Below are 21,983 nucleotides of genomic sequence, written 5' to 3'. Positions count from 1 at the left end.
GACCTCTTTCGCCGAAACATAAATAATATTTACTTTTATCGGACTAAGCTGGCAATTATGCTTGACCTTTGACTTCTTTCAGGCCGTTGAAAGGTGCACGGTTACCCAGAGCTTCTTCAATACGGATCAGCTGATTATATTTAGCAACACGGTCAGAGCGGCTCATAGAACCTGTTTTAATTTGACCTGCTGCGGTACCTACTGCCAAGTCAGCAATAGTTGCATCTTCAGTTTCACCAGAACGGTGAGAGATGACCGCAGTATAACCAGCATTTTTTGCCATCTTGATTGCAGCCAAAGTTTCAGTCAGAGAACCGATCTGGTTGAATTTGATCAAGATAGAGTTTGCAATGCCTTTTTCGATACCTTCTTTCAGGATCTTGGTGTTGGTTACGAACAGATCGTCACCGACCAACTGGATTTTGTCGCCCAGTATTTTAGTTTGGTAAGCAAAACCCTCCCAATCAGATTCGTTCAGACCATCTTCGATGGAAACGATTGGGTACTCTTTAGTCAATCCTTCCAGATAATGGGTAAATTCCTGAGAAGTGAACGTCTTGCCTTCGCCCTTCAGTTCATAGTTACCTGTTTCTTCGTTATAGAATTCAGAAGCTGCGCAGTCCATTGCCAGAGTAATGTCTTTACCCAGCACATAACCTGCTTTCTCAACCGCTTCTTTAATCGCTGCCAGCGCTGCTGCGTTAGATTCCAGGTTTGGCGCATAGCCACCTTCATCACCCACCGCAGTGTTCATGCCTTTCGCTTTCAACACTTTTGCCAGATTGTGGAATACTTCAGAACCTATGCGTACAGCTTCTTTCAGAGAGCTGGCACCAACTGGCTGAATCATGAATTCCTGGATATCGACATTGTTGTCAGCATGCTCACCACCGTTGATGATATTCATCATTGGCAGGGGCATAGAGAATTTCCCCGGAGTACCGTTCAGCTCGGCAATGTGCTCGTACAGAGGCATACCTTTCGCTGCTGCAGCTGCTTTAGCGTTCGCGAGAGAAACAGCCAAAATCGCGTTAGCACCGAAGTTAGATTTATTTTCAGTACCATCCAGCTCAATCATGAGCTTGTCGATGTTAGCCTGATCTTTCGCATCTTGATCAACCAGAGCCTGTGCAATTGGACCGTTGACCGCAGAGATGGCTTTCAAGACACCTTTACCCATGAAGCGAGATTTATCGCCATCACGCAGTTCCAACGCTTCGCGCGAACCTGTTGATGCACCCGATGGCGCAGCAGCCAGACCAACAAAACCACCTTCCAGATGCACTTCTGCTTCTACAGTTGGGTTACCACGGGAGTCGATAATTTCACGGCCAAGCACTTTAACGATTTTGGACATTAGGTTTTCCTCAAGTCACAAGTTAAATTCCGGGAAACAGATTGAAACCAAAAAGCCATTAACCTACAGCATTCGATTTAAAATCAACCTATTGCCCCATATCTTATTTCAACAGGCCTTTCTGATATTTGCCTGCGGCTTCAACAAAACCAGCAAATAACGGATGACCATCGCGAGGCGTTGAAGTGAATTCTGGGTGGAACTGGCACGCTATAAACCACGGGTGCGCTGGGTTCTCAATAATTTCTACCAGTTTGTTGTCGATTGAACGGCCAGCCACACGCAAGCCTGCATCTTCAATACGTTTCAACAACAAATTGTTCACTTCATAGCGATGGCGGTGACGTTCAATGATGTCATCCTGACCATAAAGTTTACGTGCCAGACTACCTTCAGTCAGGTGGCACAACTGACCACCAACACGCATCGTCCCACCGAGATCGCTCTCTTCGCTACGTAATTCTAGATTGCCGTTCTCATCACGCCATTCGGTGATCAGACCAACAACAGGTAACTTACATTCAGGCTCAAATTCAGTCGAGTTAGCGCCTGCTAATCCCGCAGCATTGCGAGAAAACTCAATCAGGGCAACCTGCATTCCCAGACAAATTCCCAAATATGGAACCTTGTTTTCACGGGCATAACGTGCAGTCATGAGCTTGCCTTCAATACCACGACCACCGAATCCGCCTGGTACCAGAATCGCATCCAAACCTTTCAGAATTTCAACACCACGAGTTTCAACATCCTGTGAATCAATCAACTTGATGTTGACGGTCAGGCGGTTTTTCAGCCCGCCATGCTTCAGTGCTTCAATCACTGATTTATAAGCATCTGGCAATTCAACGTATTTACCCACCATCCCAATGGTCACTTCGCCCGATGGGTTGGCTTCTTCATAAATGACCTGTTCCCACTCGGACAGATCTGCTTCCGGGCATTCGAGGCTGAATCGTTTACAAATATAATCATCTAAGCCCTGAGATTTCAAGAGGGCTGGGATTTTATAAATGGAATCAACATCTTTTAAAGAGATAACCGCTTTCTCTGGTACGTTACAGAAAAGCGCAATTTTTGCACGCTCGTTGGCAGGAATACTGCGGTCTGAACGGCAGATCAGCACGTCTGGCTGAATACCAATGGACAGCAATTCCTTAACGGAATGCTGGGTCGGCTTAGTTTTCACTTCGCCCGCTGCCGCCATATAAGGCACCAGAGTCAGATGCATGAACAGGGTATTTTCGCGGCCTACTTCCACTGCCATCTGGCGAATAGCTTCAAGGAATGGCAGAGATTCGATATCACCAACAGTACCGCCGATTTCCACCAGCACAACGTCATGACCTTCTGCGCCACGGATGATGCGGTCTTTGATTTCATTGGTAATGTGAGGGATAACCTGAATGGTTGCACCCAGATAATCGCCGCGGCGTTCTTTGCGCAGAACTTCGGAATAGACGCGGCCAGTCGTGAAGTTATTGCGGCGTGTCATTTTGGTTCGGATGAAACGTTCGTAATGACCTAAATCGAGATCAGTTTCAGCACCATCTTCGGTTACGAAAACTTCCCCGTGTTGGGTTGGACTCATTGTACCCGGATCGACGTTGATGTACGGATCCAGTTTCATAATGGTGACATTGAGTCCACGGGCTTCGAGTATAGCCGCTAAAGAGGCTGCGGCAATGCCTTTACCCAGAGAGGATACGACCCCGCCGGTCACAAAAATATAATTAGTTTTCATGCTGAACCTGAAAGTTTAGGTTTAAAAGGATGATGAATATAACAGGACGGGAAAGCAGTATACCCTAACCTTAAATGCGCTACAAACCATCTGAGCAGGCTAAAGTGCCCCGAAATGAGTAACACCACAAAACTAAGGCACTGCTTTCTCTTTAAATTCAGAAAGTTATTAATATGGAATTTTTTCACCCAATTCAGATTATTCAGCTATTCATGCGACATCCTTTTCGCTTTTCACTCGTTATTTGCCGTTATCGCTGCCTTATGACTGCTGCTTTTTGACTCGTTGCCACATTTCTTCCATCTCATCCTTCCATCTCATCCAATGTCGCTGTTCCCAGCTTCCTATCGCTTCTTCGCCGCTGCTCCTGAAAATATGGGGGATGGCGCAATTGCGCCATATGTCGTCCATATCATCAATTACCGTGTAAACGTCTGGCTTCAATCACATCAGGCAATTGATTAAGTTTCGCCAATACCCGCCCGAGTACTTGTAAGTTATAAATTTCAATGTTCATATCAATGGTGGCAAGCTGCTGCTTAACATCACTACGGCTGCTGACACCCAATACATTGACTTTTTCATTGGCGAGGATAGTTGTGATATCACGCAATAATCCGCTGCGATCATTGGCAAGCACCCGAACCACAAGGGAATAGCCACTGGAATAACTTTCTCCCCATACCGCATCAACAATCCGCTCTGGTGAACTGGCTTCCAATTCTGTCAGTTGATCACAATCAGAACGATGGATGGAAATACCGCGCCCACGGGTGATAAACCCGATGATTTCATCACCGGGGATAGGCTGGCAGCAACGGGCAATGTGATGCATTAAGTTACCCACCCCTTCTACGACAATACGGCCATTGTCTCTGGTTGTATTGTGCGGTGTATAGGCTTTGTTTTCCAGATTGCGAAGCGCTTCGCGATCCTCTTCTTCCGCCGTGATTTTATTGAATTTACTTTGCAGGAAATTCATCAACTGGTGGATACGGATGTCACCAACACCAATGCCTGCCAGCACTTCTTCCAACGAATGGACGTTATAACGGGCAATCAGTTCTTTCTCAGCTTCCTTAACCGTGATCCCTAAATGCGCCAGCTCATTGTCCAGCATTTGCCTACCGGCAATAATATTCTTATCGCGATCCTGTTTACGGAACCAGTTATGGATTTTCGCCCGACCACGGCTGGTAGTGACATAGCCAAGGTTAGGATTAAGCCAATCACGGCTTGGGTTAGGCTGTTTCTGGGTGATGATTTCTATCTGATCGCCCATCTGGAGCTGATAACTGAACGGTACAATACGTCCCCCGATTTTCGCCCCGATACAACGATGCCCGACATCACTGTGGATATGGTAAGCAAAATCCAACGGCGTAGAGCCGATTGGCAGGTCAATCACATCACCTTTTGGCGTAAAGACATAAACCCGATCATCAAATACCTGACTGCGCACTTCATCCAGTATCTCGCCGGTATCCGCCATTTCTTCCTGCCATGCGATCAGTTTACGTAACCACGCAATGCGGCTTTCATAACTGCCAGATTTACCACTGCCAATCGCAGCGCCTTCTTTGTATTTCCAATGGGCAGCCACCCCAAGTTCAGAATCGTCATGCATCTGACGGGTTCGGATTTGGATTTCAAGGGTTTTTCCATTTGGTCCCAAGACGACAGTATGAATGGACTGATAACCATTCGGTTTCGGGTTAGCAACGTAATCGTCAAATTCATCCGGCAAATGACGGTAGTGAGTATGCACTATCCCCAAAGCCGCGTAGCAATCTTGCAAACGTTCGACAACAATCCGAACAGCACGTACATCAAACAACTCATCAAAAGAGAGGGATTTCTTCTTCATTTTTCGCCAGATGCTGTAAATATGCTTGGGACGGCCATATATCTCACCACGAACTCCCTCTTTGAGCATGTATTTACGCAGAGTTGCAATGAATTTCTCGATATATTGTTCGCGATCAATCCGGCGCTCATGCAGTAGTTTGGCAATTTTTTTATATTCATCAGGATGCAGATAACGGAAACAAAAATCTTCCAGTTCCCATTTCAACTGCCCAATCCCCAGACGATTAGCAAGAGGGGCATAGATATTGGAACACTCTTTAGCCGCAAGCACTCTCTCATCTTCACTGGCATCTTTCACCTCCCGCAAATGGGCAATGCGTTCTGCCAGCTTGATAATGACACAGCGAAAATCTTCTACCATTGCCAACAACATCCGGCGAACATTATCGACTTGTGCTGAGCAAGTAGAGTCAGTATGTGTTGCTTTTAGCTGACGAATGGCATCCATTTCCAGAACACCATTGACCAGATTCGTAATGGACTTACCAAAAGTTTCCGTCACTGTTTCGCTATCGATCAGCTTAGAATTAAGGATGGGGAAAAGTAGCGCGGCGCGCATACTGTCATTGTCCATACTCAATGTGGACAAAATTTCCACCATTTCCACACCGCGCCACAACAGCAATTCTGCATCGGGGTGAATTTGGACTTTTTCGTGGCAGTAATGCCATGTTTCAGCCAATTTCGCACTGGATTGTGGGTTAGTAATATTTAAACTTGCGATCCACTTATCGACAGCAAATTCACCTGCCGGTGTGAGATGCGCACTTCTTACCGCAACCATAATTTCTCCCTACTCGATAGCCCTTGGCTCACGACTGACAAGATGATAACCCGCCTCCAGCATAATCTTGCTGTCCCGCGCCAGTGTTGTGGGATAGTTTTTCCCTGATGACGGGCAATGCCCTGCCCTTGAGCATCAAGGTTATCTGAGGCAACGGAGATAATGTCTCGGTTTACGGAACGACGATTTGGGGGGTAAAATTGCACCATGATTCTGACTGACTTTGAAAAATTGAGTTATGATTTTCCCACAATGGATGCCTATGACCAAATATAGCCTACGTACCCGTATGATGAGCCTGATATTGGTTCCTGTTTTACTGGTCGGAACGCTTGTGAGTATATCATTTATCTCATACCGCTATTACGAGTTGAAGATCCTGATAGTCCGAAGTGGGATAAGCATTATTGAACCCCTATCTATCGCCAGCGAAGTTGGCATTAATCTGGACAATCACAGACGCGTCAAGTCATTGATAAACAGCCTGCACCGCCGTCACTCTGAAATTGTCAGGGCAATTGCGATTTTCGATGAGCACCATAAATTATTTGATATTTCGAATAACAAATATAATGTCAATCACCTGAGACTCACACCCGATGAACTTATCCCAACGACATTATCCAAGACAGAGTATGGCAATAGCATCATCCTGAAGATGCCGATTATCTCAGAAATACAGCCTTCTAATCAGTGGAACAATCCCGCCAGCAATACTCAGCCCATCGGTTATATCGCGATTGATTTGGATTTACGCGTCGCCCAGCTTCAGCAATACAAAGAGATTGCCACTGCCATTATCCTGTTGATTCTGTGTCTGGGAGGAACAGCCTTGTTTGCTCATGTTCTGGTGCGCAAAGTGACCCAACCCCTGAACTGCATGGTCAAAGCCGTGGATCGCATTCGACAAGGGCAGTTGAACAGCCGCGTGACAGGTGCTATGCCGGGAGAATTGGCTGCGCTTCAAAATGGTATCAATACCGTGGCTGAATCACTTTCAAAGTATAAAAACGAGATGCAGCTCCATATTGATCAAGCCACTTCTGATCTGCAAATCACAATGGAACAGTTGGAAATCCAGAATGTGGAACTGACCATCGCCAAAAAGCGGGCACAAGAGGCCGTCAGGATCAAAACCGAATTTTTGGCCAATATGTCCCATGAATTGCGCACACCACTCAACGGTGTCATTGGCTTTACCCGCCAAATGTTAAAGACCCCCATTACCTCCCGACAGATGGAATATCTGTATGTTATTGATCGTTCAGCAAACAACCTGCTGAAAATCATCAATGACATTTTGGATTTCTCACGGCTGGAATCCAATAAATTGGTACTGGATCAAGTCCCTTTTCTGCTGCGCGATACCGTCAATGAAGTTATTGAATTACTTACTCCCGCTGCCAGTGTGAAAAATCTGCCATTGAATCATCATATTGATGAAAAACTGCCTAATCTGATGATTGGCGATCCCATTCGCCTACAACAAATACTTACAAATCTTATTGGTAATGCGATTAAATTTACCGATAAAGGCTACGTGGCACTGAATATCAAATTACGCCAGCAACAGCACCACCTTGTACAGATCGATTTTTCCATAACGGACACAGGTATCGGCATCAAACCGGAATACCGTCCGATTTTGTTCCAAGCCTTCAATCAGGCAGATGCCAGTATTACCCGCCATTATGGAGGAACAGGGCTAGGCCTGAGTATTACCAAGAGACTCGTCAATGAGATGAAGGGGGAGATTGATTTCACCAGTGAAATTGCCAAAGGCACAGTGTTCTATTTTGATATCTGGTTGGAAAAAGAAGAATGCTTATTCGGATCACTACCAAAGCTTGTGCCCGTTCCTTCAATAGTAACGCGTTTACCGATAACTGTAATGGCTGTGGATGACAATCCCGCAAACTTAAAATTGATTGGCGCTCTATTAAATGAGCAAGTTGAGAATACCCTGCTGTGCAGCAGTGGTATGGAAGCGTTGGAAACAGCAAAAAAACACGCTCTGAATCTGATTTTGATGGATATTCAAATGGCTGATATGGACGGTATTCAAGCTTCTGAACAGATCCATCAATTGCCTCAGCATAGAGAAACACCGATTGTCGCCGTCACCGCCTTTGCTTGTAGTGAGGCAAAAAATGCGCCGTTTATTGACTGCCTTTCTAAACCGTTGGATGAGAACCGTCTGAAAGCCTTGCTGAATCAACACAGCCAGCAGAAAAAGCCGCCAGCCATTGATTGGGGTATAGCGTTACAACAAACCGCCGGCAAGGAACCATTAGCACGGGAGATGCTGGAAATACTGCTACAATCTTTGCCTGAGATGAAAAGCATGATTGAGCGGGCTTTATCTAACGATGGCGAATTGTCTCGCAAACATTTTCAGCACTGTGTCCACCAATTGCATGGCAGTTGCTGCTATAACGGCGTTCCCAAACTGAAAGCGATTTGCGAATTCGTCGAAAAACAACTTCAACAAGATATTGCTTTGGCCGATCTTGAGCCGGAATTGCTGGAGTTTATAGATGAAATTAATCACGTGATTGCTGCAGCCCCTGATATATTCAGAACCACCAAACCCCTTATTTAGTTACCATAAACTTGCGGTATTCTTCGTAGGCATAATGGTCTGTCATACCACTGATATAATCTTGAATCAGACGTGCCCGATAATAAAATTCGAGTATATCTTTTTCAGTTTCATCAGTGGCAACAATTCCTTCTACCGATTCGCTATAAGCCAGACGATGCTTCGCAGAAAGTTTGTGCAACAAGCGTGTTTCAATAAAATATTTTTTGTGGAAATTATTCTGATTCAGTTCGACAAAGTCTTGCCGGGACAACTCCAGCAAAGGGCTATATACATCCAGTAATCCGTTAATAATCCGGTAACCCTGTAATTCCAGCTCTTCCACTTCAGGATGATTAAAAACCCGTTTACGCGTCACATTTTTCAAGGTTTTCAACAAGCGGTGTTCATCTCCCTTCCCTTCCAACAAGGCGTGGTTAAATGTACCCGCATAAATTTCGGGCAAATTTTCAATAAACAATTTGGCAGTATAAGGAACCAGTCTCCCCGTGATAAATACCCGCAGGTACATAAAAAACTGTTCGTGAATATTACGGCGAGCTTCGTTATTGGCTGTTTTTTTATGGGCTTGCATTACCGTGGCTTCGAATAAGTCACCTTTCCTGTGCCCCCCCTGTTCATCCCACTCTTTTTTCAGGTATTCCAGTAATTGATCGACATTAAAGATGCCCTTTTCAACAGCATCATCTAAATCCGCAATGCAATAGGAGATATCATCTGCGGCTTCCATAATGTATGTCAGGGGAAAGCGACAAAAATCCCCCATTTGCAGCTCTTTTCTCAGCTCACGAATAAAACTATCTTCCGACCAGTAATAACCCGGTTTCTTCATGAGATAACTGAATTCAAGAGGGTTCCTTTCCAGACTGTATGCCGGGCCAGTATATTTCAGGATACAGCCTATTTGGGCATAAGTGAGATTCAGCCGGAGCAGATTATGCGCCAGACGGATAGCCTGAGCATTGCCTTCAAACTGGCATAAGTCTTTGCGCAATTGCCGACGGAATAAGTCTTTTTTCTCATCACCGCTCAGGAGCAATGCCGCGACGTTACAACCATCCTGCCGATCTTTCATTTTGAGTGAATAATCAGGGTCTAATCGGCGGGAGAACCAATCTTTAATCGCCGCTTCACCAAAATGGCCGAATGGGGGATTACCAATATCGTGCATCAGGCAGGCCATTTCTATCAGGCTTTCAAAGGCAAGTAACCGCTCACTCAGCCCATATTTTTTCAGCAAATTTTGTTTTGTCAGCTCCGAAATAATCGTTTTTGAGATATAACGTCCTATTTGCTGAACTTCGAGAGAATGCGTCAATCGACTACGCACGGCGGCATTACGCTCAAGTGGAAATACCTGTGTTTTCTGCTGCAATCGCCGAATAGCGGCTGAGTTGATAATCCGCCCCCGATCACTTTCAAATTGGCGTGATACTTGATCTTCATCATCAGGGTGGATGGAAGATTTACTGAACTTACGCTGGTAATTTAGCTTCTGTTTGAAATCAATCTTAGACATTAATCCCCCCATGCCGAATGAAACGATTATTTAGAATAGGAATCTCCGGTAAATCATTATTCAATGATACACTTCCCGACTCAAATCAACCCATTAATAAGCGAGTATGACACAATGAAAGTAGGTGTAATAGGTGCAATGGAACAAGAAGTGACTCTATTGCGTGACCAGATTGAAGGTCTGCAAATATTGTCACGAGGCGGTTGTGAAATCTATACCGGCAAACTGAATGGCGTTGATATCGCCTTACTGAAATCCGGTATCGGTAAAGTCTCAGCGGCACTTGGAACCACTTTGTTGATTGAACATTGCCAGCCAGATATTGTGATCAACACAGGTTCAGCAGGTGGTCTTGACCCTAAGTTGAAAGTGGGGGATATCGTAGTTTCCGAAGAAGTCCGCTACCACGATGCTGACCTTACCGCTTTTGGTTATGAATCAGGACAAATGGCACAATGTCCACCCGCTTTTATTGCTGATAAACAATTAATCACTCTGGCAGAAAAGTGTATCCAATCCCTTGAGCTGAATGCTATTCGTGGTCTGGTTTGCAGCGGTGATGCCTTTATCAATGGCTCAGAATCACTGGCACGTATTCGAGAGACTTTCCCGAAAGTCGCGGCGGTTGAAATGGAAGCAGCAGCGATTGGTCATGTTTGTCACCAGTATAAAGTTCCGTTTGTTGTTGTCCGTGCCATCTCTGATATTGCCGATCAAGAATCCCATATCAGCTTTGATGAGTTTTTGGTTGTCGCCGCCCGTGAATCCACACGGATGGTCAACGCCATGCTGTCCGAACTCAGCAAGCAGTAAATCATCATTTAAAGTGGATCATAAATAATGAAATCATTTTTGAAGATTGCCCTTCACCGATCTATTTGGCTGGCCTTTTCATTTCTTCTATATGGTTTTTTATATAGCTTTTTATATGGTTTCAGTGCTCCACTTTATGCCGCCGCTTCCCGCGTTATCAGCCTTGCGCCATCAACAACAGAGCTTGCTTACGCAGCAGGACTGGGCGATCAGCTTATTGCAGTCAGTGCTTATTCCGATTATCCCGGAGCAGCCAAAAAACTGGAACAAGTTGCGGATTGGCAAGGCATTAATGTAGAACGGATTATCTCACTGAAACCTGACCTGATTCTGGCATGGCGTGGCGGCAATCCCCAGCGCCCGCTGGAACAACTGGCCGCTTTGGGTATTCCGATTTTTTATTCTGATGTGAAAAAAGTAGAAGATGTCGCGGCAGAGTTGGTGCGTCTTGCTGACTATAGCCCAAGTCCCGATATAGCCAAAAAATCCGCTTCAGATATTCGTCAGGCGTTCAATCAATTAAAACAGGATTATGCCAACCAGTCCCCTAAACGGGTATTTTTACAGTTTGGCATGAATCCTATTTTTACGTCATCTGATCACACTATTCAAAGTGAGATTGTCTCCACATGCGGTGGAAAAAATATTTTTGCTGACAGCCCTGTTCCGTGGCCACAGGTTAATCGTGAGCAAGTACTTACCCGCAAACCGGAAGTAATAGTAATGGGCGGTACGGAAGAGCATAAACAACGGATCGCAGATTTCTGGCAACCACACATGAATATTAAAATCATCGCACTCAATGATGACTGGTTTGGCCGTGCAGGGCCGAGGGTTATTCTGGCAACAGAGCAACTTTGTAAGCAGTTAAATTATTCCAACAATCAAGCAAAATAGGATAATATTCGGTTGCCCTGCTTCTTAAGACTGAAAATACATTGCAATAAATAGCCGCCTGTAAAGGCGGCTATTTATTGCAATGTAAAATAAATCCAATTAGACACTGAAAGAGGAGCCACAGCCACAGGTTGTTTTTGCATTTGGATTAGTGACGATAAAACGAGAACCTTCCAGCCCTTCCGTATAATCCACACAACCGCCTACCAGATATTGCAGGCTCATCGGGTCAATCACCAGTTCAACCCCTTGTTTCTGAATTGTCATATCACCTTCGTTAATTTGGTCATCGAAAGTGAAACCATACTGGAAACCACTACAGCCACCACCTGTAATATAGACCCGAAGGCGCAGATTCGGGTTATCTTCATCGGCAACCAGTACTTTGACTTTATTGGCTGCGGCATCAGTAAACTGCAAAGGCAATGCAGCATCATCGCTCATATTTTTACTCCAGTCCGATTTTCCGGTAAAAGTTCTCAAAAGATCATCTTATACCCAATGGATTTCAAGATGCAGAGCGACAACGAGTGAGCGTAGCCAACAAAGCTACAACTTGAAAGATAACGGGTATATATTTTCTAATCAGTTATCGACGATTATCCAATACCTGACTGATTCGTTCAAGTTTTGCCAAACAAATGCATAACGTAAATATTTATCATTATTTGGCTTCCCCATTAGGGTGCTTTAGAATGGCATCCCCCTATCCCTCTATCTGACCGTTATCTTTCAGGAGCTTTAATTAATGAGCCAGTCCGAAACGCTTTACTCTCAGGCAAAACATGTGATCCCCGGCGGTGTCAATTCACCTGTACGTGCTTTTAATGGTGTTGGCGGTACGCCTGTCTTTATCGAGCGTGCCGATGGTGCCTATCTTTATGATGTCGATAACAACGCTTATATTGATTATGTCGGTTCATGGGGACCGATGGTGCTCGGACATAACCATCCGGCTATCCGCAATGCCGTCATTGCAGCCGCTGAGCGTGGATTAAGTTTTGGCGCACCAACTGCTGCCGAAGTAGAAATGGCAAAACGGGTAACAGAACTTGTCCCTTCAATGGATATGGTTCGCATGGTGAACTCAGGTACAGAAGCCACCATGAGTGCCATCCGTCTGGCTCGCGGTTATACCCAACGTGATAAAATCATTAAATTTGAAGGTTGTTACCACGGTCACGCTGATTGTCTGCTGGTAAAAGCAGGATCTGGCGCCCTGACTATTGGTCAGCCTAACTCTCCGGGCGTTCCTGCTGATTTTGCTAAGCATACCCTGACTTGTGTCTACAATGACCTGAATTCCGTCCGCGAAGCCTTCGAAAAATATCCAGAAGAAATTGCGTGTATCATCGTCGAACCAGTCGCAGGTAACATGAATTGCATTCCACCAATGCCAGAATTTCTGCCGGGTCTGCGTAAGCTGTGTGATGAGTTCGGTGCCCTGCTGATTATTGATGAAGTCATGACAGGCTTTCGTGTCGCTCTGGGCGGGGCACAAGAATATTACGATGTTAAGCCGGATCTCACTTCTCTTGGTAAAATTATTGGTGGCGGGATGCCTGTCGGTGCTTTTGGTGGTCGTCTGGAGATCATGGAAAAGTTGGCACCAACCGGCCCTGTTTATCAGGCGGGAACCCTTTCTGGTAACCCAATCGCAATGGCTGCGGGTCTGGCTTGCCTGAAAGAAGTTGCTCAAGTGGGCGTTCACCAGCGTTTGAGTGAATTGACTGATAATCTGGCTTCAGGTTTGAAAAACGTGGCATCAAAAGCGGGCATTCCGTTGGTTGTTAATCACGTTGGTGGCATGTTCGGTATTTTCTTTACCGATGCGGGTAGTGTCACCTGCTATCAGGATGTCATGAAATGTGATGTTGAACGCTTTAAGCAGTTCTTCCACCTGATGCTGGATGAAGGAGTTTATCTGGCCCCTTCCGCGTTTGAAGCAGGCTTTATGTCCATCGCTCATTCCGATGAAGATATCCAGCGTACCATTGACGCATCGGCACGCTGCTTTGCTAAATTGAAATAAATTATCCTATTGTTCATTTATACCCAATGGATTTCAGGACAATAGATCACTTGAAGAGAACTCAGTCCGATTTTTGCATCTAATCAATCGTCAAATCCAAACAGATCACTAACCGGACTGAGTAATCAAACATTTTATTTCTTGTCTGCTAGATACGCTCACGAATGTGTTTAGCACGTTCCTGAATCGTGTTACAACTACAAGCACAAGGGGAGCAGGTCTAATGTCCTTGCTGACTAAACATTTCCCGCAACCAACCCGGAGCTTCTTTTTCATGCTCCTCTATCGGCTGTTGCACCGACTGCTGGCATAAGCCCTCTGGATTGTCTGTCCAAACCGGCAATATCCTGATGCCATTATCAGCGCAGTTGAAACTTCCATCTTCATTGACCGACATATCCACAATACCTTCCGGTGGACGGTTGTTCAGCATCAGTGGCGTTTCATTTTCCAAGTAACGGCGGTAAATCGTCATCGCCCCCGTCGCGCCCGTCAAATTGGTTGGGCCATTGTTATCGCGCCCTGTCCAGACAATTGTGACTTCTTTGCCATCAATTCCCGTAAACCAGCTGTCACGAAGATCATTGGTAGTACCGGTTTTCCCCGCCAAATTATATTTGCCGTATTTTCCGGTCAGTGAACGGCCTGTACCCCGTGCCACGCCTTGCTGCATACCATATAGTGTCAGATAAGCAGCCTGTGGCGGCACAGCTCGCTCAGCCTGTGGATAGCTCTGGTAAACCACAGTACCGTCTTCAGTAATGATAGAACGCAGTGCAGAGAGTTTAGCCCGATTACCGCCACTGGCAATGGTCTGGAACTCTTGCGCCATTTCCATTGGCGTCAGATTAATCGCGCCCAGCAACATGGCAGGAACCTGCTGGATCTCTTTCGCCGGAATACCCAGTGAGATTAAGGTGCTGGTAATGCGATCCAGTCCAACATCCAGCCCCAGATTCACTGTTGAGATATTTATCGAACGTGCCAACGCATCAACCAACATCACCCGTCCGCTGAAGGTACGGCTAAAGTTCCTGGGTTCCCAGGATCGTCCACCGGTCAGAGGGACAGAAATGGGTTCATCTGCCAGCCAAGTATTCAGGCGATATTTATCCGGCTGGCTCAATGCTGCCAGATAAGTCGCAGGCTTAGCTAAAGAACCAATCAAGCGGCGGGCATCCAACGCCCGGTTAAATCCTGCGTATTGGGGTTGGGAACCACCAACCATCGCGCGAACTTCGCCGCTGAAGCGATCCACAACAACCATCGCGCCTTCAAGATCTTTGATCTTTCGCGTTTTTCGCAGAGCGGCGACACCTTCTTCCACTGATTTTTCTGCCGCATCCTGTGAAACAGGATCTAGGGTAGTGAAGATTTTTACACCTGATAAATCATTAATTTTATCACCTAACTTTTTCTGCAATTCCTGACGAACTAACTGCATAAAAGCAGGTTGTGGTGTAAGCCCCTCATTTTTCGGTTTTACCCCAAGTGGACGGGCACTCAATAGATCATACAATTCCTGATCGATAATATTTCGATTCTGGAGTATTTTCAGAACAATATTGCGCCGCTCCAGTGCTCTTTTCGGATTGCGCCACGGATTATATACCGATGCTCCTTTCACCATACCTACCAGCAATGCCTGCTGATCCAAACCTAGCTCATCAATCGGGCGCCCGAAATAGTACTGACTCGCTAAGGGGAAACCACGGATCTGTTCATCGCCGCTTTGCCCCAAATAGATTTCATTCAAGTACAATTCAAGAATGCGATCCTTGCTATAACGAGCATCCATCAGTAAGGCCATAAGCGCTTCATTCGCTTTACGAGTCAGGGTTCGCTCATTGGAAAGGAACAGGTTTTTTACCAATTGCTGCGTCAGAGTACTCCCCCCCTGCACTGTACGTCCCGCTGTCAGGTTAGCCAATATAGCGCGAGCGATGGAAAGTGGTCTGACTCCATCGTGTTCATAAAAATAACGATCTTCTGTTTCCAATAAAGTCTGAACCAGTAAATCGGGAAAGCCTGAACGCGGGACAAACAGACGTTGTTCACCGTTCGGTGATTGCATCATGGTAATTAATTTCGGATCAAGGCGGAAAAAACCAAACTGACGCTGGTTTTCCATATTTTCAATACTGGTAAGATGGTTATTATCAAAGGATAACCGAGCCTGAATCTGTTCTTCTTTACCATCAGGGAAATCAAATGGCCGACGCAACATTTCAATGCTGTTTCCCCTGACAACAAACTCACCGGCCCGGGTCGCTTTTGTCACTTTCCGGTACTGCATGCCTTCCAGCAAATGAATCATTTCGTCCTTGCTGTAATTCATGCCCGGTTCAAGATTGACCATCCGACCATACACTGCGGCGGGTAAATCCCAGACTTTACCATCAATGCGCTGGCGGATTTTGTTATCCAGATAGAAGCCATAAATAATAATAATTACCGCCAGCACAATAAAGATTTTCAACAGCAGCCATAAAATCCAATTCCCTCTGCTCCTTGATGCCTGAGCCTTGGATGGGCGGGTATTCCTCCCTTTTTTCGTCATGACTTCATCCTCATCGTCGTCAAAATCATCATTTTCATAATCATCATAGTCATCCCGCCGATTGCGCTTTTTTGATGTTCGCCTTTGCTATTCCACATACTCTTTTACATCATAAACGGGTAATGAGTTATAAATCGGTAATAACAAAGAATCACTATACACTTCGTCTTTCAAACTGCCTCTTTGTTGGCGGCACTCGCTTACCCCGGTCACATAGTTATCTATGCTCCCGGGGATTTACTCTCTTGCCGTCGCGATGCAACTTGAAATCCATTGTGTATATAATGGATTAACTTTCAATAAGAGCCATTGTAGCATTGACACATTTGATTTCATTTCATTGAATTTCAGCTCATTGAGACTATTGACTTTTTATAACGTCGGTCACTGGTTATGAAGGAAAGTTTATGGAATTTTCACCCGCTCTAAAGTCCGCTATTTTAATTCGCCGTTATAAACGCTTTCTTGCGGATCTTCTTACGCCAGAAGGAGAAACGCTCACTATACATTGTGCCAATACTGGCGCAATGACAGGCTGTGCTACACCGGGAGATACCGTGTGGTATTCCACATCGGACAATCCCAAACGCAAATATCCGAATAGCTGGGAGCTGACTCAGACTCAAACTGGACACTGGATCTGTGTCAATACGCTCAGAGCCAATGAGTTGGCCTATCAGGCCATTGAAAATAATGTAATTTCGGAATTATCCGGTTATGAGCACATCAATCGTGAAGTGGGATATGGAAAAGAGAAAAGCCGCATAGATTTATTGTTACAGTCAAAACAAAGAGTTAATTGTTATATTGAAGTAAAGTCAGTGACATTATTAGAGGGAAATTATGGTTTTTTCCCCGATACCATAACCATTCGAGGGCAAAAACATTTACGTGAGCTATCATTGATATCACAACAAGGTCAGCGTGCTGTCCTGTTATTTGTCGTTTTACACTCTGGGGTCAGTCAGGTTACGGCAGCAAAACATATTGACCATGATTATGCTTTTCTTTTGGAACAAGCGTGTAATTCTGGAGTCGAAGTAATTTGTTATAAGGCCAATATGACAGAAAACAGAATGGTTATAAGTGACAAATTACCTTTTTTATCAATAGGATAATTTGTAAACAGATCATACTGGCGAGAGTGGTTTTGCAATATATTTAAGCAGTAAACATGTCTGTCTTCACACCATTGCAAAACTAATGGCAGGAACAATTGCCAACCTCGCAGTCATCTGTTATTTATAGCGGCCTATTTTTTTCCCCCCTGCTGTTGGGGGGGGGGTCGTTTGATAGTGCGTGTGTAAGGAGAAGCATTATGCAAGAAGGGCAAAAACGCAAAACCTCGTCCTTGAGCATTCTCGCCATCGCTGGGGTAGAACCTTATCAGGAAAAGCCAGGCGAAGAATACATGAACGATGCCCAGTTAGAGCATTTCAAGCTGATTCTGGAAGCATGGCGCAATCAACTCAGGGATGAAGTAGACCGTACTGTATCTCATATGCAAGATGAGGCAGCGAACTTCCCTGATCCAGTTGATCGTGCGGCGCAAGAAGAAGAGTTCAGTCTTGAATTACGTAATCGGGATCGCGAGCGTAAATTGATCAAAAAGATCGAGAAAACGCTGAAAAAAGTCGAAGAGAACGACTTCGGCTATTGTGAATCCTGTGGAGTTGAAATCGGCATTCGCCGTTTGGAAGCTCGCCCAACAGCCGATTTATGTATTGACTGTAAAACGTTAGCCGAAATTCGCGAAAAGCAAATGGCTGGCTAACCAATAGGGCTAAATACGGCGCCCAATGGCGCCGTATCTCCCTATAATGATCTTGATATGACTCAATCTGAACATTCTTCGTTATATGTTGGGCGATTCGCTCCATCTCCTTCAGGTGATCTTCATTTCGGTTCCCTCGTTACAGCTTTGGGTAGTTATCTGCAAGCCCGTGCCTGTCACGGAAAATGGCTGATGCGTATTGATGATATCGATCCTCCCAGAGAAATTTCCGGAGCCGCCAGTCGGATATTGAAATCCCTTGAACATTATGGCTTCTGCTGGGATGGGGATGTTCTTTATCAATCCCAACGCCATGAAGCCTACCGTGCCATCCTCAATCAATTAAAACAGCAGCAAAAGAGCTATTGCTGTGCTTGTACCCGCCAGCGCATTCAGCAATTGGGCGGTTTTTATGATGGTCACTGCCAACATTTGCACCTATCCGAGCACCATGCCGCAATCCGCCTGAAGCAACACCATCCGGTATATGGTTTTCACGATAAATTACAGGGTTACATCACCGTTCCCGCAGCGATGGCGAAAGAAGATTTCATCATTCATCGCAAAGATAGTCTATTCGCCTATAATCTTGTCGTTGTTATTGATGATAACTATCAGGGCATCACTGAAATTGTCAGGGGAGCCGATTTAATTGAACCAACAGTCCGTCAGCTCTCTCTGTATCAGCATTTGAATTTTAAAACACCAGATTACGTACATTTGCCTCTCGTACTTAATAAAGAAGGAACTAAACTCTCTAAGCAAAATCATGCCCAACCGATTCCTTTGGGTGATCCAAGACCATTACTTATTGATGCGCTATCATTTTTAAATCAACCTATTATCACGGGCTGGCAAGACCTCACCACAGATCAATTGCTACAGCAGGCTATCGTTGGTTGGAATATAAATGTGGTTCCGCCTAAAAACATAACCAATCGCTAATTTAAATAAAGTGTTTCTATTAGCATTGTAAGCATTCTCAAAAAATGTCCAGTAAGTTATGATTGGCGGCTGTTTTTTTGTTTTAATTGATTAGTCACTATCGAGGTGTACCATTTTTAACCGAGTAGCAACTTTCTGCCGTAATCTGTTGATCCGTGATAACGGGGTAAAAAGCAACACACAGGTAGTCAGTGAAAGGCCAGTCACCGTATCGGACCGTTCTGCTCAAGCAGAGAGCAGTTCTCCGCGCAAACGTCGCAGAGAAAATAATTCATCTTCATCACATGCCTATAAAGACAAAATGAAGAAAAAATCCGTAAAGGCAAAGCCTTCGGACTCCCCGATCACTGTGATCCCACGGGAGCTGCATCCAATCTCACGCAAGGATATCAGTGATAATGCACTGAAAGTTCTGTATCGCCTGAATAAATCAGGTTTTCAAGCTTATCTGGTCGGTGGCGGCGTTCGTGACTTACTGCTGCATAAAAAGCCCAAAGATTTCGATATAGCAACCAATGCTACGCCAGAACAAGTTCGTAAGCTATTCCGTAACTGCCGCCTTGTCGGACGGCGCTTCCGACTTGCCCATATCATGTTCGGGCATGATGTGATTGAAGTAGCCACCTTCCGCGGATCTCACGATCAAGTTGAAAGCAACGACCGGAATCAATCACATAAAGCACAGAGCGGTATGTTACTACGCGATAATATCTTCGGTTCAGTTGAAGAAGATGCCGTTCGTCGCGATTTTACGATCAATAGTCTCTACTATGGCATTGAAGATTTCGCCCTGCGGGATTATGTCGGCGGGATGGCAGATCTGGAGGCAGGCATCATTCGCCTTATTGGTGATCCTGAAACCCGGTATCGGGAAGATCCTGTCCGTATGCTGCGTGCCATCCGTTTCGCCAGCAAGCTGAACATGACTATCGGGCCGGCGACTGCTGAACCGATCCCTCGCCTTGCGTTTCTCTTAAGCGATATTCCCTCAGCGCGCCTGTTCGAAGAGTCTCTTAAGTTATTACAGTCAGGGCAAGGCTACAGCACCTATAAACTGCTTTGCGAATATCATTTGTTCCAACCACTGTTTCCTTTGATTCAACGTAGTTTCAGCCACGATGGTAATTCACCAATGGAAAAATTGCTGGTGCAGGTGCTGAAAAATACTGACCACCGCATCCAGAACGATCAACGAGTGAATCCCGCGTTCTTATTTGCAGCCATGCTGTGGTATCCGTTGATTGAACATGCAGAGAAACTGTCACAGGAAGGCGGCTTACAGTATTATGATGCTTTTGCGCTGGCAATGAATGACATCCTTGATGAACAGTGTCGCTCGATTGCCATTCCAAAACGCTATACCACAACCATGCGCGACATTTGGTTACTCCAGCTTCGCCTGCCGCGCCGTCAAGGAAAGCGGGCAAATAAACTGATGGAACATCCGAAATTCCGTGCTGCATATGATTTACTGGAATTGCGTGCCAGCATTGAGCCGCGCTATGAACTGAAAGAACTGGTACATTGGTGGGCAGAATTTCAACAGTCAACGCCTCCCCAACAACGCTCAATGATCTCAGAGCTGGGCAATGAAATCATGCGCCGCAGAACACGTCCCCGCCGTGTTGGACGCATTCGCCAGAATAGGAACAATAGCTAATATGACGCGTGTTTATATCGCTATTGGCAGCAATATGTCCTCTCCTTTGCAGCAAGTCGATAACGCTCTTGCTGCTCTGACAATGATCCCTGACACTACTTTTGTTGCTCGATCATCTTATTATCGAACTAAACCAATGGGACCACAGGATCAACCAGATTTCCTCAACCTTGCCGTCGCACTGGATACTCAATTACCGGCAGAAACATTGCTTGATCACACTCAGGCAATCGAACTGGCACAGGGCCGGGTTCGCAAAGATGAGCGTTGGGGACCAAGAACACTCGATCTGGATATCATGTTGTTTGGTGACTATATAATCAATACTGAACGCCTGATTATTCCCCATTATGGTTTAAAACAGCGTGAATTTATGCTTTATCCACTCGCAGAAATTGCTCCAGACCTTGTATTCCCCGATGGAGAAATATTGGCAGAACGATTAAAGCAAGTTCCGGAAAATGGCCTGACTTTTTGGGTGGATACCCAATAAATTTCGAATAGCGGCACAACCAACAACAAAGTAACAACTTGAAAAATAATGGGGATAACTATTTATGGGGTAACTATTTAGAGGATAACTACTCAGAGGGTAACTATTCAGGGGATAACCACTCAGGAGAATGTAATGAAACCAACAACCCTGGCTGACCTGCGCCAGCTAAAAAAAGAAAAACACAAGTTTGCGACTATCACCGCTTACGATGCCAGTTTCGCCCAGCTTTTTGCCGAACAGGGTATTAATGTCATGCTCATTGGTGATTCACTCGGTATGACCGTACAAGGATTTGACTCTACCTTGCCTGTCACCGTTGAAAATATCTCTTACCATACCCGAAGCGTTCGCGCTGGTGTCTCTCACGCTTTTCTTATCGCAGATATGCCCTTCATGAGTTATGCCACCCCAGAACAAAGTTTTGACAATGCGGCAGTATTAATGCGGGCAGGAGCCAATATGGTCAAAATTGAGGGTGGAGACTGGCTGTGTGATACCGTTAAGATGCTGACCGAGCGTGCCGTTCCCGTCTGTGGACACTTGGGGCTGACACCACAATCGGTCAATGTACTTGGTGGTTATAAAGTTCAGGGACGCAGTGACGATTCTGCCCAGAAATTACTTAATGATGCTATTGCATTGGAAAAAGCGGGTATACAGTTACTCGTACTGGAATGCGTTCCGACCGAATTGGCAAGACGTGTTACCGAAGCGCTGGAAATTCCGGTCATTGGCATTGGGGCCGGTAACCTGACTGACGGACAAATTTTAGTTATGCACGATGCTCTGGGTATCACTGCAAGATCACCTAAATTTGCCAAAGATTTCCTCAAAGAAACGGGTAATATACGGGATGCCATCCGTCTGTATATCGAACAGGTAGAAAGCGGTATCTATCCCAGCGAAGAACACTCATTCAAATAATTATCCCCAG

Annotated in this window: 17 protein-coding genes and 1 pseudogene; 10 read left to right on the top strand and 8 right to left on the bottom strand. The window is 45.4% G+C overall.

Going from position 1 to position 21,983, the window contains the following annotated elements:
* Positions 1 to 55: 55 nt before the first annotated feature.
* The 5 genes from eno to BM329_RS00585 form a co-directional block, all read right to left on the bottom strand.
* Positions 56 to 1,357: a phosphopyruvate hydratase gene (eno, locus tag BM329_RS00600; protein WP_092547382.1), complete on the bottom strand. Its 1,302-nt coding sequence runs from the start codon at positions 1,355 to 1,357 to the stop codon at positions 56 to 58.
* Positions 1,358 to 1,460: 103 nt separating this feature from the next.
* Positions 1,461 to 3,098 carry a glutamine hydrolyzing CTP synthase gene (pyrG, locus tag BM329_RS00595; protein ID WP_092547380.1) on the bottom strand — a complete coding sequence of 546 codons (1,638 nt, stop codon included), beginning with the start codon at positions 3,096 to 3,098 and terminating at the stop codon, positions 1,461 to 1,463.
* Between the two features lie 261 nt (positions 3,099 to 3,359).
* Positions 3,360 to 3,509, bottom strand: coding sequence for a hypothetical protein (locus BM329_RS14610; protein WP_177216152.1), 150 nt, complete (start codon positions 3,507 to 3,509; stop codon positions 3,360 to 3,362).
* A gap of 4 nt (positions 3,510 to 3,513) precedes the next feature.
* Entirely contained in the window at positions 3,514 to 5,751 is a 2,238-nt protein-coding gene (gene relA, locus BM329_RS00590) for a GTP diphosphokinase (RefSeq protein ID WP_092547378.1), read from the bottom strand.
* On the bottom strand, positions 5,739 to 5,960 hold the full coding sequence (locus BM329_RS00585) for a hypothetical protein (RefSeq protein WP_092547376.1): 222 nt from the start codon (positions 5,958 to 5,960) through the stop codon (positions 5,739 to 5,741). The genes relA and BM329_RS00585 overlap by 13 nt, the downstream gene beginning before the upstream one ends.
* 53 nt (positions 5,961 to 6,013) lie before the next feature.
* Between BM329_RS00585 and BM329_RS00580 the strand changes: the two genes are divergently transcribed.
* Positions 6,014 to 8,353 (top strand): ATP-binding protein, encoded by a 2,340-nt coding sequence (locus tag BM329_RS00580; protein ID WP_092547471.1) that lies wholly within the window; start codon positions 6,014 to 6,016, stop codon positions 8,351 to 8,353.
* Here BM329_RS00580 and dgt read toward each other — a convergent pair.
* Positions 8,346 to 9,872, bottom strand: a complete 1,527-nt coding sequence (gene dgt, locus BM329_RS00575; protein WP_092547374.1) for a dGTPase — start codon at positions 9,870 to 9,872, stop codon at positions 8,346 to 8,348. The two genes, BM329_RS00580 and dgt, sit on opposite strands and share 8 nt — an antisense overlap.
* Positions 9,873 to 9,986: 114 nt before the next feature.
* Here dgt and mtnN point away from each other — a divergent pair, with 114 nt between their 5' ends.
* Together mtnN and btuF are read left to right on the top strand one after the other, a co-directional pair.
* Positions 9,987 to 10,685, top strand: coding sequence for a 5'-methylthioadenosine/S-adenosylhomocysteine nucleosidase (gene mtnN, locus BM329_RS00570; protein WP_092547372.1), 699 nt, complete (start codon positions 9,987 to 9,989; stop codon positions 10,683 to 10,685).
* A 27-nt stretch (positions 10,686 to 10,712) separates the two neighbouring features.
* On the top strand, positions 10,713 to 11,582 hold the full coding sequence (btuF, locus tag BM329_RS00565; RefSeq protein ID WP_092547370.1) for a vitamin B12 ABC transporter substrate-binding protein BtuF: 870 nt from the start codon (positions 10,713 to 10,715) through the stop codon (positions 11,580 to 11,582).
* Between the two features lie 99 nt (positions 11,583 to 11,681).
* Here the strand turns inward: btuF and erpA are convergent, their stop codons facing one another.
* A complete protein-coding gene (gene erpA / locus BM329_RS00560; protein WP_092547368.1) occupies positions 11,682 to 12,026 on the bottom strand; it encodes an iron-sulfur cluster insertion protein ErpA in 345 nt (114 codons plus the stop codon).
* Between the two features lie 304 nt (positions 12,027 to 12,330).
* Between erpA and hemL the strand changes: the two genes are divergently transcribed.
* Positions 12,331 to 13,614, top strand: a complete 1,284-nt coding sequence (gene hemL, locus BM329_RS00555) for a glutamate-1-semialdehyde 2,1-aminomutase (protein ID WP_092547366.1) — start codon at positions 12,331 to 12,333, stop codon at positions 13,612 to 13,614.
* 220 nt (positions 13,615 to 13,834) lie between these two features.
* On the opposite strand, the pseudogene mrcB reads toward hemL, so the two are convergent.
* Positions 13,835 to 16,255, bottom strand: a pseudogene (mrcB, locus tag BM329_RS00550) (bifunctional glycosyl transferase/transpeptidase); the annotation flags it as partial.
* Between the two features lie 326 nt (positions 16,256 to 16,581).
* Between mrcB and sfsA the strand changes: the two are divergent.
* From sfsA to panB, 6 genes are all read left to right on the top strand, one after another.
* The gene (sfsA, locus tag BM329_RS00545; protein ID WP_092547364.1) at positions 16,582 to 17,292 is read left to right on the top strand and encodes a DNA/RNA nuclease SfsA; all 711 of its coding nucleotides are present in this window, start codon (positions 16,582 to 16,584) and stop codon (positions 17,290 to 17,292) included.
* A gap of 200 nt (positions 17,293 to 17,492) precedes the next feature.
* A complete protein-coding gene (gene dksA / locus BM329_RS00540; protein WP_092547362.1) occupies positions 17,493 to 17,948 on the top strand; it encodes an RNA polymerase-binding protein DksA in 456 nt (151 codons plus the stop codon).
* Between the two features lie 57 nt (positions 17,949 to 18,005).
* Positions 18,006 to 18,893, top strand: coding sequence for a tRNA glutamyl-Q(34) synthetase GluQRS (gluQRS, locus tag BM329_RS00535; RefSeq protein ID WP_092547360.1), 888 nt, complete (start codon positions 18,006 to 18,008; stop codon positions 18,891 to 18,893).
* A gap of 301 nt (positions 18,894 to 19,194) precedes the next feature.
* Positions 19,195 to 20,553, top strand: coding sequence for a polynucleotide adenylyltransferase PcnB (gene pcnB / locus BM329_RS00530; protein WP_245758981.1), 1,359 nt, complete (start codon positions 19,195 to 19,197; stop codon positions 20,551 to 20,553).
* A 1-nt stretch (position 20,554) separates the two neighbouring features.
* Positions 20,555 to 21,046 carry a 2-amino-4-hydroxy-6-hydroxymethyldihydropteridine diphosphokinase gene (gene folK, locus BM329_RS00525; RefSeq protein ID WP_092547356.1) on the top strand — a complete coding sequence of 164 codons (492 nt, stop codon included), beginning with the start codon at positions 20,555 to 20,557 and terminating at the stop codon, positions 21,044 to 21,046.
* Between the two features lie 135 nt (positions 21,047 to 21,181).
* Entirely contained in the window at positions 21,182 to 21,973 is a 792-nt protein-coding gene (gene panB / locus BM329_RS00520) for a 3-methyl-2-oxobutanoate hydroxymethyltransferase (protein WP_092547354.1), read from the top strand.
* The last annotated feature ends 10 nt before the right edge of the window (positions 21,974 to 21,983 follow it).

It is taken from the genome of Xenorhabdus koppenhoeferi (assembly GCF_900116635.1).
GTDB classification, from domain to species: Bacteria; Pseudomonadota; Gammaproteobacteria; order Enterobacterales; family Enterobacteriaceae; genus Xenorhabdus; species Xenorhabdus koppenhoeferi.
Note: the sequence above shows the minus strand (reverse complement) of the source record. Positions and strands in the feature narration are given on the sequence as shown.